Here is a 14,037-nt window from a genome sequence, read left to right on the forward strand (position 1 = left end):
AAATGAATAGAACTATAAAATTATCTTTAATAACTTTTATATTAGCGGGGGGGGGGATTTAGCTCTTGCTGATACTATCCCAAGCACTGCTATAAATTCTTTAGCGTATGCTAAAGATACTATTAATAATGGCAAAACTATAATAAGCACTACTTATTCAAAACCAACTGATATTACTCATACAGGTGGAAATATTAAATTAGGTAAAATTAATGAAACTCATTTTATAAGTAATTTAAATATTACTACAAGCGATACAGGTAATAGATTAGAAATAAATGGTGATGTATATTTACAAAATATGAATATATCTAAAGTTAATCAAAATGGTAATACAAATTTTGGAATATTAATAGATAATAACAAAAAAACATCTAGTCTGACTATGATTGGTGGAAGTTTAACTAATGTTGCTTTAGATTTATGGACTGCTGGTTATAATGATTCTATTATATTAGATGGAGTAAAAATTGAAAATATTAAATATGCTCATAAAACTCCACAAAGTGGTAATTTAATTGTGTCTAATTCAACTATAAAAGATAGTAGTTTTAACAAAGAAACTACTTTTGTTAATTCTAAATTGCTTGGAAATATTAGTGGAAATATTGTTGTAGATAATTCTATAGTAGAAGCTACTTTAAATACGAATACTTTAGAAGTTATAAATGGCACTACAATTAGTTCTGATATTAGCAAGGTTAATAATTTTATTTTAGATAATTCTACTTTAACCACAGATTTAAATGCCAAAAATATTACCATTAAAAATGATGCAAAATACAATAATAAAAATATCACAGCAAGTGGCACATTGACTATTGAAAATCATCAAATTATAAATAACGATAAAGATAAAATAACATTAAAATCTAATGGAATTTCAACATATAAAGATAGTGTTATTAAAAATGCAGTTTTGGATTCAAATTTTAATAGGATTGATTTTTATAATACAAATGAATTAGATAATGTAAAAATATCTAATGATAATGCTTGGGATGTTACAAAACATCATATTACGATTTGGGATAATACTAAGGTTACAATAAATGATAGTGAGATAATTAATTCAGCTATTAATCAATCTGCTTCAGCAGATTTTGATAGTGAAGTGATTATTAATAATACTAAATTAGTAGATACAGGAATTGGGGCTTTAAATAAAAATGATTTATATACTAGAATTCCAAAATTAGAATTAAATAATGTAAATTATATAAATAATGTAGAAAATAGTGGGATTTTTGCAAAAGAAATTACTATAAATGGCGGATATATAAAAGCTAATAAATTATATGGAACTGATACTTTTATAGTTCCAGGAGTAAATGATATTTCAACTCAAGATAATACTAAGGTTATTATAAAAGGTGGTGCTATTATAGAAGCATTGGTTGATGGGGAAGAATTAGAGATATATAATTCAAAACTAACAGGAGATTCTCTTATTACCAATATAAAAACAGATAATAGTGAATTAATCGGCAAAATAGAAGCTACTAATAATATTGATATTAGCAATTCTAGTATCAAAGGTGATATAAAAGGTAGTGAATTAAAGCTTTTAAATTCTGATTTAAATTCAAATTTAATAGATATTGCAAATAATGTAATTATTGAAAATACTGAAACAAAAACCATCACAGGAAATTTCAAAGTAGGCAATGACTTTAAATCAAGCAATACAATTATTCAAGGTAGTATTAATACTACAAATAATATGGAATTAAATAATTCTAATATTAAAGGCGATATAACTGCTAATAATTTAACTTTAAATAATTCTAGTATTACTAATAAAGCTGATGGTTCTACTAATACTATAAATGTTACAAACGATTTAACTATAAATAACGAAAGCCAAACTATTATTGATGGAAATTTTAAAGTAGGCAACGACTTTAAATCAAGCAATACAATCTTTAGTGGAGATATAACTGCAAATAATTTATTAAGCGATAATAAAAGCACTTTTCAAGGTAATGTTAGTGCTGATAGCATAAATGCAGTTGGTTCTACATTTGAGCAAACTCTAACTATTACAGGCGATAGTAAAAACAATGTCTTAGATAAAGCTACATTAGAGCAAGGCATAGTAATTGATAGTAAAGGTGCACAAGTAAGTGTAATAAACGGCTCAGAAATCAAAGGAGAAATAAAAAACGAAGGCTTTATAAATGTAGAAAAAGGCTCAACAGTATCAGAAAAAGTAACAGGTAGTGGTATTTTAAAAACTGATGGAGCTTTTTATGAAGATAATGTAAGTATAGGCAAGATTGAAGGAGAGAACAATACTTTTAAAGGCGATGTAACAGTTACTAATGCAGTAGATGTTTATGCTGATAATAATACATTTCATAAAAACTTAGAAGTTACAAACGGCAAACTAATAGCTACTACTAAGAATGACTTTAAAGATATTAATGCTAATAATATTGATTTTATAAACGATGATATAAAAACAACCGATGAAATCAAAGCTCAAACAATAAAAGTAGATGATAAGCTAGTAATTAAAAATATAGATTTAAAAACAACTTCTATTAGTGCAAACAAAGGAGAGATTACAAACTCAAATGTATTCTTAAATAATACTAATGAAGGCTCTAAAGATACTAAAGTATTTTTAAAAGGTAAAGATGATAATGCTAGTAGTGTATATGATAAAGCAGAAATAACAAGTGGAGATTACACTATAGAAAAATCAGCTATTAAAGGTGGTATTAGAGCTAATACCTTAACTACAACTAATTCAAAAATAGTAGGGCAATTAGCAGTAAATAATCTAAACGCTACTAATTCTACATTTTATATAACAGGTGGTGGATATAATACTTCTTTATATAATCACTTTAGTGGAGCAATCATTGCAAGATATGGTGCAAGTGGCTTTAATAATATAATTAATATTTCTAATACAAACTTAGGCTTATTAATTAATGGCTATGTTCCTATTGCAATTATTAATAATACTAACAACTCAAATACTACTAATTCAAATTCTACAAGAGCTGATATGATAGCTATAACACCTAAAGTAGTTAATAAAGACTTCTTTAAGATAACTTATACAACACCTATTTCAAGTGTATTATTATCACCTAATCTAGTTCATTATACAACTATGCAAGATGAGAATGGAACTAAAGAAGTTTGGAGTGTAGGTTTAGCTGGTAAAGAATTAAGCAAAGATGAAATCCAAGCAATAATTGATGGTAAAGGCAATGTTAATTACACTACAACAGAATTAATTAATAAAAACTATAAAGATTATTTTATGAGTGAATTATTAGACGATAATACAAAAGCTGAATTAAAAAGCATAATTAATACACCTTATTATGTAGCAAAAAATCAAGCAGATATTTTAAATGATAGATTTACTTATCTAAGAGATGATATTAAAAATCACGGCTTTTGGGTGAATAATTCATATAATTATTTAAAGACTAATTATAATGATTTAAGAAACAAAGGCACAAGCGTTGGTGTAGATAAGAATATAAGTTTAGATAGATTTAATCTAACTTATGGAGTATTTGCAAATATTTCAAGATTAGAAATAAATAAAGCTTTAAGCTCTTCTACTAATGTAAGGTCATTTGGAGCTTATGCTTCTACTAATTTTTATAATGGAAGCTTTATTGATTATTCTTTAGCTTATGTAACATTAAAAAATAAATTTGAAGCTAAAAAGATTGATTTATACACTACTAATTACTTAGACTTATATCAAATAGGTTTAGGCTTAGGACATAGATTTAGTATAAATAATAATTACTTAGAGCCTAATATTAAATTAATAGCTACTAGATATAAGGACTTAGACTTAAAAGGAACTAATGCAAGTATAGAAACTAAAAAAGGTCTTCAAGCTAGTATAAAAGCAGGAGTTAAAGCAGGGGTTGAGTTTAACAAAAACTTTAGCTTAGTTACTGAATTACAATACTTTAAAGACCTAAATGCTCTTTCAAAAAGTAAAGTAGTAGCTCTTTTAGAAAACAATTTTAACAATATCCAAGATAGTGGCTTGAATGCTAAAATAGGATTTTTAGTAAAACCAAATTCTAAATTAGACATTAATGCTGATTTTACAAAGAATATTTCTAATGAGTTTGATACAGGATATAGATTAAACTTAGGATTTAGCTATAAGTTTTAATTAGAACTTTAATAAAGTTCTAATTAACTTAGCTTTATTCTAAATACAAAGCTATTTCATCTGATATTAAATAGTTTTTATTAAATACTTTATTATCTTTTATAAAAACTAAATCTTTTAAATCATCTAATTTATTTTTATCTTTAATAAGATTAATATCTATTCCTACATTTGATCTAAGTCCTAGAAAAATGCTTTCTAGTCTAATGTCATTTGGGCTTAAGCTTTCTTTAATTCTAAAATATGGATTTGCTATATATTCATTTAGGTTTGAACTTGCTGTATAGCGAATATTATCGCTAGTGCCAACGCTTGAAAGTCCAATGCCTAAGTAATTTTCTTTACTCCAATAAGCTTTATTATGAGAGCATTCATATTCGCTAGAACTTGCAAAATTACTTATTTCATAAGCTTTTAACCCGATTTTTTGCAAATTTTCATAAAAATAGCAATTTAACTCATCATCTTTTTGAATGTATTCGGTTTTATTTTGAAAAGGGGTATTATCTTCTAAAATTAAAGTATAAGCACTAAGATGATTTAATTCTAGGCTTTTTATGACTTTTAATTCATCATTTAGCATATTTAAATCATCTAAATAAGTACCATAAATTATATCTATACTAAAAGATATTTTTTCATTTTTTAATAGTTTGATTTTTTCTATAGCTTGTTTGCTTGAGTGGGCTCTATTTAAAAATTTTAATTTCTCATCATTAAAGCTTTGCACCCCAATGCTTATGCGATTTAATCCATAATTACGCATAGCATTAAGCCAATTTAAGCTTAAAGAATTTGGATTTGCTTCAGCACTGATTTCTGTATCATTATTAATATAAGGCTTTAATAATTTAAAAATATTTTCATAGTATTTTGCGTCTATAAAGCTTGGAGTTCCACCCCCAAAATATATGCTTTTTATATCTTTAGAAAATGGTAAAAACCTTGCTAAATCTAATTCTAAGGCTTTAAAATATTCGTTTATTTTTTGCTGATTTGTAAAACTAGCAAAAGAACAATAAGAGCATTTGCTAGCACAAAATGGAATATGAATATAAATTCTCATTTTATGCTTTGAAATTTAATAAATTTTCGCCTAGTTTAGCGATTTGTTCATCTATCATTTTGATAGCATTATCAAGAGTTTTATTAGCTAAACTCATATAATCATCACCGAAATTAAATCTTTTTAATGCTTCATTAAAGCCACTTAATAATCCATCTTTACCTAATCTTAGTTTATTAGCATCGTTATTTGCATTTTTTAGGATTTGCTCTGCCATTCTTTTTGCAGTATTTTTTGAACCAAATTCTGCATTATCTAATAATAAATTTTTAGCACTATTGCTATCTAAATTATCATTAACTAAATCTTTAAAATTATTTAAAAATTCTTTGATATTACCCCTATTATTTGCAATTTCGTTTAAATTACCTTGAATGCTAATTTCTGTGATACTAATCTCAAAACTCATTGCAAAAAAACTATCATTTTCGCCTTTTGCTGTGAGTTTGTCTAATTCTTCGTTGCTAAGATTTACGCCGTAGTTTTTTAAGCTATCTTTAATGTTTTTTTGTGCTTCATCTTTACTACTAAAAGAAGCTGCTGCTTGATAAGATAAAGTTATATTTCTAGCACTTATTTGCATTTTTTCTCCTTGAAAATCATAAGCTTCATATCGGCAAAAAATAATTATTTCTTTAGTAAAAATGTTGCTTTTAATTAAATTTTTCTTGATAGTATCGTGTGAAATTAATTTTAGGTTATTTGATGAAAAAAAGATTTAGAAAAAATGTAGCAGCTATTGTTTTGTCTCAAGAATACCCATTAAATTGTAAAATTTTAGTGGCTTTAAGACTTGATATTGATGTTTGGCAATTCCCGCAAGGTGGGATTGATGATGGAGAAAGTCCAAAAGAAGCATTGATAAGAGAGCTTGAAGAAGAATTAGGCACAAAAGAATTTGAAATCATTGCTGAATATCCTGAATGGTTAAGCTATGAATTTCCTAACGAAGCTGTTAAGAAAAAATATAATTTTGATGGGCAAACTCAAAGGTATTTTTTAGTTAAAGTAAGAGATAATAACTTGATTAATTTAAATACCAATGAACCTGAGTTTAAAGAGCATCTTTTTGTGGATTATAAGGATATAAACCCTTATATTAATCATTTTAAAAGACCACTTTATACCAAAGTTTTAAAGTATTTTCAAAAAGAAGGATTTATAGGATGTTAGTTGTTCAAAAATACGGAGGCACAAGCGTTGGCAACCTTGAACGCATAGAAAATGTTGCAAATAGGGTTATTAAGTCTAAAAAGACTTATAAAGATATAGTTGTGGTAGTTTCTGCAATGAGCGGTAGAACAAATCAATTAATTGATAATGCTAATTTTTATTCAGAAAGTCCAAATAAAAAAGAATTAGATATGTTGCTTTCTTGTGGTGAGAGAGAAACTGCTGCTTTACTTGCTATTGCACTTATGTCAAAAGGATATGATGCGATTTCTTTAAGTGGTAAAGAAGCTGGGCTTTTAACTACAGATGATTATACAAACGCAAAAATCATTGATATTGATGCAACTAGAATTAAAAAAGAACTTTCAAGTGGAAAAATAGTTGTAATAGCTGGTTTTCAAGGGTATGCAGCAAATGGAAATACTACTACACTTGGTCGTGGGGGAAGTGATTTGAGTGCTGTTGCTTTTGCAGGGGCTTTAAATGCTGATTTGTGTGAGATTTACACAGATGTTGATGGGGTTTATACTACTGATCCAAGAATTGAGCCAAAGGCTAAAAAACTTGATAAAATTTCTTATGAAGAAATGTTAGAACTTGCTAGTTTAGGTGCTAAAGTTTTACAAAATAGAAGCGTTGAATTAGCAAAAAAATTAAATGTAAAATTAGTTACTAGAAGTAGCTTTAATGAAAATAGTGGAACAATTATAACAAGCGAGGAAAAAATGGAACAAGCATTAGTTAGTGGAATAGCATTAGATAAAAATCAAGCAAGAATAGTTTTAAGAAGAATTGAAGATAAGCCAGGAATTGCTGCTAGTATTTTTACAACTTTAGCAAAAAAAGACATTAATGTTGATATGATTATTCAAAATGTAGGTCATGATGGAACTACTAATTTAGGTTTTACCGTGCCACAAAATGAATTAAAAAATGCAAGTGAAGCTATGAGAGAGCTTTTAGGTAGTGATGTAGTAATAGAAAGCGATAGCGATATAGTTAAGGTTTCAGTAGTTGGAGTTGGTATGAAAACTCATTCAGGTGTTGCTAGTGCTGCATTTGAAGCATTGGCAAATGAAGGCATTAATATACAAATGATTTCAACAAGTGAGATTAAAATTTCTATGATTGTTAGCTCAAAATATGCTGAATTAGCAGTTAGAACACTACATAAAGTTTATAAGCTGGAAGATTAATGCAGGATTTTTTAAGTTTTGTAAAAGACTTTATCCAAAAAAAAGGTATGCTTTATAGTTGGCTAGATAGCGAAAGGTTTAAGATAAGCCCTTTGCTATCTTCTAGGCTTAGCTATTTACTAGATGGGAAAAATTTTATAGTAATTTGCGATGATGAAAGAGCTTGGTTTGAGGAGTATTTTTTAAGTCTTGTAAATGCAAAAAGTGCTAGACCATTGTTGCCATTTTTTAGCTTAAAAGGTTTTAAACTTGATAATTATGATAAGAATGAAGATTTACTTGATGATGTTTTAAGTCTAGCATATCCTAATGGTTATATTTATATTTATTTTGGTAAGGATAGTTCAAAAATGGCAAAACTTGCTAAAAATAAAAAAGATAGCTTAATGTTTATATTAGATGAAGAATATGATAATTCTTTTTGTCTTAAGTCAAGTGATGAACATTTAGATATTAAACTAATAACTATTGCTCAATTAATTAACGCTTGTTTAGACGCTATTATTTTTGCAAAGGTTAAGATTTGAGAAGTGAGATAATAATCACTCAAAGCCCTGATGATTTTATAAATGATTTAAGGCAAAAAACCAAAATCTGCAAGGTTTTTAGTGGTGATGAGTTTTTATTAGATGATGCAAAAGCGATTATGCAAAATGCTTATTTAATTGAAGAATATGATAAATATTTCGTATTATCATATAAAGAATATAGCATACAAGCTCAAAATTATATGTTAAAACTACTAGAAGAGCCACCTGCTAATGTGTATTTTAAGATTTTAGTTAGTTCAAAAAATCTTTTATTAGCAACTATTAAATCAAGATTAATTTCAAGAAAATTAGAAAATTATAAAAATAATTATGAGATTAAATTAAATCTTAAAAATATGTCGTATTTAGATATTGTAAATTACGATGTTGATAAAGCGAGTTTGAGTGAATTTATAAGTGCATTAGCTAAAGAATGCTACAAACAAGGCATAAATATTAGTAGTGATTTATTAGAAGAATTTTATAAATGCTATGAATTATCAAAGCTTAATTCAAATTTTAAAATTATAATTTCAAGGTTATTATTAGGAATAATGCGTGAGAGAAGCTAGTTTTTATTTACTAGATGAAAACTCGGCTAAAGATATTAATTCAAGTGAGTTTGCACTAGATAGATTTTTAAAAAGAAGTAATCATCAAATAATTTATATAAAAAATATAAGTACAACCGCTGCAAATATTTTAAAGCAAGACGCAATTAGCGTAGGTGCAATTGTTTTAAATCACAAAAATACAATTTTAGGTGGAGAGTATAAATACGATAGCATTTTGCTAGTTGATAGCATTAATGCAAAGGATTTAGCTAATAAGCTTAAATTGCAGCAGTTTTCTTGCATAAGACTTAGTAAATTTTTAAACGAATTAAAAATAAGCAAAAAATATCCAAAAATTATGGGTATTATGAATATTAATGATGATAGTTTTTATGAAAGTTCTAGGATTAGCGAGAAGGAATTTTTAGCTAAGGCTTATGAGTTTATTGAAAATGGTGCAAGTATTATTGATATAGGTGCTATGAGTTCAAGACCTAATTCTACTTATTTAGGAGCGAAATTAGAGCTTGATAGATTAAAGCCTATTTTTAATTTAATAAAAGAACATAAATTATGCGATAAGATAGATTTTAGCTTGGATAGTTTTGATGAGATTTGTTTAACAAATGCTCTTGATATTGGCTTTAAATATATAAATGATATTAGTGCTAATACTAAGCTATCAAAACTAGCTTTAAAATACGACGCTACTTATATTTTAATGCACTCACAAAATAATTATTTTGATAATTATATAAATAATACTGGCTTAAACAACTCAAATTCTAATTCTAAATTCTTTATTTTAGATAGTGTTTATGAGTTCTTTTTAAATAAATTAAGCGAAATAGAAAGTAAAGTAATAATTGATGTTGGAATAGGTTTTGGCAAAAGTGAGTATGAGAATTTAGTTTTAGTAAAATATCTAAATCATTTTAAGACCTTAAATAAACCTATTTTATTGGCAGCTTCAAATAAAAGATTTTTAGGTGAGCATAAAGAAGCTTTAAGTTTAATCACTCACGCTAATTCAAATGCTGATTATATTAGAGTTCATGATGTAATAGGGCAAAATGCAATGATAAATTATCTTAAAAAAATGGAAAGTATATGAAAGAGTATTTAGAAAATATTAAATTAGCAAATAAATGGGCAAAGGCTTATTATTTAGGAGAAAATCCACTTGCAAGTGATGCTGAATACGACGCACTTATGAAAAAAATAAAAGATTATGAGAGTTTAAATCCAAATGATATAAGCCCTGATTCTCCAACGCAAAAAGTATTGCCAATCAATCTAAAAGATGTAAATGATGGCTTTAATAAATTAGCTCATCTTAGCAGAATGTATTCTATGGAAGATGTTTTTAATGAAGATGAATTACACGCTTGGATAAAAAGAGCAAAAGCAGAAGATGAAGAATTTTTCATTGAGCCAAAATTTGATGGAGCTAGTTTAAACTTAATTTATGAAAATGGTAAATTAGTTCACGCAATTACTCGTGGAGATGGTAGTGTAGGCGATGATATTACTCTAAATGCTATGCAAATTACTTCAATTCCTAAGAGCATTGCTTATAAAGAATTGATTGAAATTAGGGGCGAAATTGTTATTTTAAAAGATGATTTTTTGAAGTTAAATGAAATAAAACTAGCAAATAATGAAAGCTTATTTTCAAATCCAAGAAATGCTGCAAGTGGTTCATTAAGACTTAAAGAACCAAGCGAAGTTGCAAAGAGAAATTTACAATTTTATCCGCACGGAATAGGGCAAAACTCACTTAGTTTTACAAAGCATAGCGAAGCAATGGAATTTATTAGAAGTTTAGGTTTTTTAAAAGATGATTTTTGCAAGGTTATTAGGGCTAATAAATTGCAAATTGAATATGAGAATTTGCAAAATGATAGATTAAATAAAAAAATGATGTTAGATGGTTTTGTTTTAAGGATAAATGATTTAAGCAAATGCACTGAATTTACAAGCAAATTTCCAAAATTTATGGCTGCTTATAAATTTGAACCTTTAGAGCAAATTACAAAATTAATTGATGTTAGTTATCAAGTAGGAAGAACGGGAGTAATAACCCCTGTTGGAACACTTGAGCCTACTAATATTGATGGAGCTATAGTTAAATCAGTAACTTTACATAATTACGATGAGATAACTAGGCTTGATTTGATGATTAATGATAGCGTTAGTGTAATTAGAAGTGGAGATGTTATACCAAAATTAACTCGTGTTTATAAAGAAAGAAGAGATGGCACACAAATTAAAATTCCAAAGCCAATAAATTGTCCATCTTGTAATGAAACTTTATTAGATGATGGAGCTTTAATTAAATGTATAAATCTTAATTGCAAGGCAAAAATGCTAAATCAATTAATATATTTTGCGAGTAAAAAATGCCTAAATATAGATGGTTTAGGGGATAAAATTATTGAATTGTTATTTAAACTTGAAAAAATCAGCACATTTGAGTGTATTTATGAGCTAAAATACGAAGATTTTCAAGGTCTTGAGGGTTTTGCTGATAAAAAGATAACTAATATTTTAACTTCTATTGAAAAATCAAAAGATTGTGAATTAGCAAGTTTTATAAATGCTTTAGGATGTGAGCATATTGGAGAAGTAGCTGCTAGTAAGGTTGCTAGTGAATTTGGATTTGATTGGTATTTAAAAGATGAGATTGATTATTTAAAATTAGATGGATTTGGAGAGCAAATGGCTAAATCTATTGCTAATTTTTGCGTAATTAATAAAGAGCTAATTATTAGATTTTATGAGATTTTAAGGCTAAAAAATACAAATATAAAATCTAGTGATAAATTCGCAAATACGACTTTTGTAATAACTGGCACACTTAGTAATCCAAGAGAATATTATGAAAATATAATCAAAGAAAACGGCGGAAAAACTAGCTCAAGTGTTAGTAAAAAAACTTCCTATTTATTGTGTGGAGATGATGCAGGAAGTAAGCTTACTAAAGCTAAAGAATTAGGCATTAAGATACTTAATGAAGATGAGTTTAAGGCACTTTTATGAGAGCTGATTTGTTTGTAGCAAATAAATTAAATATAAGCCGAAATAAAGCTCAAGAATTATTAGAAAATGAAAAAGTATTAATCAATAATGAAGTAAAAAAGGCAAGTGATAAGATACTGCAAGATTATGAATGTAAATTATTAGATGAAGTTTATGTTAGTAGGGCTGCTTATAAATTAAAAGGATTTTTAGAAGAATTTGAATTAAAAATTAGCGGAATTGATTGCTTAGATGTTGGCTCTAGCACGGGTGGATTTACTCAAATACTACTTGAAAATAATGCTTTAAGTGTTACTTGTGTAGATGTTGGAGATAAACAATTACATAATAGCTTAAGAACAAATCCAAAGGTAAAAGTATTTGAAAATACAGATATTAGAGATTTTAAATCAGCTCCATTTGAAATAGTTGTGTGCGATTTAAGTTTTATATCAGCTAGATTAATTATAAATGATTTAATAAGACTAAGTAGCAAGTATTTAATCATTTTATTGAAACCACAATTTGAAGTAGGAATTAATGTAAAGCGTTCTAAAAATGGTGTGGTAAAAGATGAAAAAGCCGTGCTTAAATCTTGCGAAGAATTTGAAAAAGAAGTAATAAGATTAGGTTTGATTTTACTTAAAAAATCAAAATCAAAACTTAGCGGAAAAGATGGAAATTATGAATATTTTTACGCTTTTTCAAAATGAAATAATAAAAGCAAACAAATGTGATTTAGAAAATATTACAAGTTTAGCAATAGGGTGTTTTGATGCTTTACATTTAGGGCATTTTGAACTGATAAAAAGGCTTGATGATAATGGAGCTTTATTAATAATATATAAAAAAACAAGAGAATTAGTTCCGATAATTTATAAGCAAGAATTGCTAAATTGCAAAATATTTTTTGTAAATCTTGATGAGATAAAAGATGAAAATGCGTATAATTTTACACAAAATATTATGTATAATTTTACACAACTTAAATATTTTGTAGCAGGATATGATTTTCATTTTGGTAAAAATAGACAAGCTCACGCAAAAGAATTGCAAGAATTTTCTGGGCTACGATGTATTATCGTAGATGAATTTAAAATAGATAATATAAGCGTTCATTCAAGTTTGATTAAAGAATGTTTATTGAATGCTGATTTAGAAAGTGTGAATAAATTTTTAGGTAGAAATTATTTCATTCAAGGAAGACAAATCAAAGGTCAAGGTTTAGGAGCTAAATTTTTTGTCCCTACTATTAATGTAGATTATGATAATTATTTTTTACCAAAAGAAGGGGTTTATTTTACTAAGGTTTATTTAGATAATGAGTGTTATTTTGCAGCTACTTTTTTAGGCAAACGCTCAACTGATTTAAATACGGCTTTAGAAGTGCATATTTTAAATAGTTCAAATTCCTATTTTAAATTCCACAAAATTAAAATAGAGTTTTTAGAATTTTTTAGAGAGAATAAAAAATTTGATAATTTTGATAGTTTAAAACAACAAATTAACTTAGACATAAAAGCTCTAAGTTTAAAGGCTAAAGATGAAAGATGAAGTTTTTAACGAAGAATTAATAAAACAATTTGAATTTGATGAAAAAGTGGTGCGTGTGTTTGATGATATGGTTACTCGTAGTGTGCCGTATTATTTGCAAAATCAAGAATTAATTTTTAAAATTCTAAGTCAGATTTTGCCAAAAAATGCAAAGGTTTTAGATTTAGGTTGCTCAACTGCAAATACACTTTTAGCACTTTCAAAAAGAGATGATTTAGAGCTTTTTGGACTTGATAATTCAGAGCAAATGCTAAATAGGGCTAGAATTAAGGCTAGTGATTTAGGTGTTAAAATTAATTTGATTAATAAAAATATAGAAGATATTTTAAGTCTTAATGATAGTTTTGATGCGATAATTTGTTCTTATACCTTGCATTTTATTAGACCACTTTTAAGAGAAGATTTATTACAAAAAATATATAAGTTATTAAATAAGAATGGGATTTTTATTTTATGCGAAAAAGTGCTTTATGAAAATAAAATTTTACAAAAAAATATAATTGATATTTACGAAAATTATAAGGAATTGCAAGGGTATTCAAGATATGAAATAGCTCAAAAAAGAGCTGCTTTAGAAAATGTTTTAATACCTTTTACTTATGATGAAAATATAAAAATTTTAAGCAACGCTAATTTTGAGCAAATTGATTGCTTTTTTAGGTGGGCAAATTTTTGCTCTTTTATAGCTTTTAAGCTTTAAATGTTACGAAATGTAACAAATAATATAAAATTATTTTAAAAATATCTTGACATCAAAAATATTTTTTGCTTTAATCAA

12 protein-coding genes are annotated in these 14,037 nt (G+C 26.7%); 10 read left to right on the top strand and 2 right to left on the bottom strand.

All coding sequences use genetic code 11. The features are described 5' to 3' along the window. The first annotated feature begins 301 nt into the window (after positions 1-301). Positions 302-4,165, top strand: a complete 3,864-nt coding sequence (locus KJQ97_RS02980) for an autotransporter outer membrane beta-barrel domain-containing protein (RefSeq protein WP_214119916.1) — start codon at positions 302-304, stop codon at positions 4,163-4,165. A gap of 34 nt (positions 4,166-4,199) precedes the next feature. On the opposite strand, the gene hemW is transcribed toward KJQ97_RS02980, so the two are convergent. Both hemW and KJQ97_RS02990 read right to left on the bottom strand, forming a co-directional pair. Beyond that, entirely contained in the window at positions 4,200-5,231 is a 1,032-nt protein-coding gene (hemW, locus tag KJQ97_RS02985) for a radical SAM family heme chaperone HemW (RefSeq protein ID WP_214119917.1), read from the bottom strand. A gap of 1 nt (position 5,232) precedes the next feature. Further along, positions 5,233-5,814 carry a hypothetical protein gene (locus KJQ97_RS02990; protein WP_214119918.1) on the bottom strand — a complete coding sequence of 194 codons (582 nt, stop codon included), beginning with the start codon at positions 5,812-5,814 and terminating at the stop codon, positions 5,233-5,235. Between the two features lie 122 nt (positions 5,815-5,936). Between KJQ97_RS02990 and KJQ97_RS02995 the strand changes: the two genes are divergently transcribed. The 9 genes from KJQ97_RS02995 to cmoA are packed head-to-tail and all read left to right on the top strand — an operon-like array spanning position 5,937 to position 13,959. After that, positions 5,937-6,404, top strand: coding sequence for an RNA pyrophosphohydrolase (locus KJQ97_RS02995; RefSeq protein ID WP_214117753.1), 468 nt, complete (start codon positions 5,937-5,939; stop codon positions 6,402-6,404). Beyond that, positions 6,398-7,600 carry an aspartate kinase gene (locus KJQ97_RS03000; RefSeq protein ID WP_214117752.1) on the top strand — a complete coding sequence of 401 codons (1,203 nt, stop codon included), beginning with the start codon at positions 6,398-6,400 and terminating at the stop codon, positions 7,598-7,600. Before KJQ97_RS02995 ends, KJQ97_RS03000 begins: the two co-directional genes overlap by 7 nt. Further along, on the top strand, positions 7,600-8,127 hold the full coding sequence (locus tag KJQ97_RS03005) for a HobA family DNA replication regulator (RefSeq protein ID WP_214117751.1): 528 nt from the start codon (positions 7,600-7,602) through the stop codon (positions 8,125-8,127). The genes KJQ97_RS03000 and KJQ97_RS03005 overlap by 1 nt, the downstream gene beginning before the upstream one ends. Continuing rightward, entirely contained in the window at positions 8,124-8,702 is a 579-nt protein-coding gene (locus tag KJQ97_RS03010) for a DNA polymerase III subunit delta' (RefSeq protein WP_214119919.1), read from the top strand. Before KJQ97_RS03005 ends, KJQ97_RS03010 begins: the two co-directional genes overlap by 4 nt. After that, a complete protein-coding gene (gene folP / locus KJQ97_RS03015; RefSeq protein WP_214119920.1) occupies positions 8,689-9,798 on the top strand; it encodes a dihydropteroate synthase in 1,110 nt (369 codons plus the stop codon). The genes KJQ97_RS03010 and folP overlap by 14 nt, the downstream gene beginning before the upstream one ends. After that, positions 9,795-11,726: an NAD-dependent DNA ligase LigA gene (gene ligA, locus KJQ97_RS03020; protein WP_214119921.1), complete on the top strand. Its 1,932-nt coding sequence runs from the start codon at positions 9,795-9,797 to the stop codon at positions 11,724-11,726. Before folP ends, ligA begins: the two co-directional genes overlap by 4 nt. After that, on the top strand, positions 11,723-12,418 hold the full coding sequence (gene tlyA, locus KJQ97_RS03025; protein WP_214119922.1) for a 23S rRNA (cytidine-2'-O)-methyltransferase TlyA: 696 nt from the start codon (positions 11,723-11,725) through the stop codon (positions 12,416-12,418). The genes ligA and tlyA overlap by 4 nt, the downstream gene beginning before the upstream one ends. Then, positions 12,390-13,259: a bifunctional riboflavin kinase/FAD synthetase gene (locus KJQ97_RS03030; RefSeq protein ID WP_214119923.1), complete on the top strand. Its 870-nt coding sequence runs from the start codon at positions 12,390-12,392 to the stop codon at positions 13,257-13,259. The genes tlyA and KJQ97_RS03030 overlap by 29 nt, the downstream gene beginning before the upstream one ends. After that, positions 13,249-13,959, top strand: coding sequence for a carboxy-S-adenosyl-L-methionine synthase CmoA (gene cmoA / locus KJQ97_RS03035; protein WP_214119924.1), 711 nt, complete (start codon positions 13,249-13,251; stop codon positions 13,957-13,959). The genes KJQ97_RS03030 and cmoA overlap by 11 nt, the downstream gene beginning before the upstream one ends. The last annotated feature ends 78 nt before the right edge of the window (positions 13,960-14,037 follow it).

Origin of the sequence: Campylobacter sp. 2018MI01 (genome assembly GCF_018501205.1) — a bacterium.
Classification (GTDB): Bacteria; Campylobacterota; Campylobacteria; order Campylobacterales; family Campylobacteraceae; genus Campylobacter_E.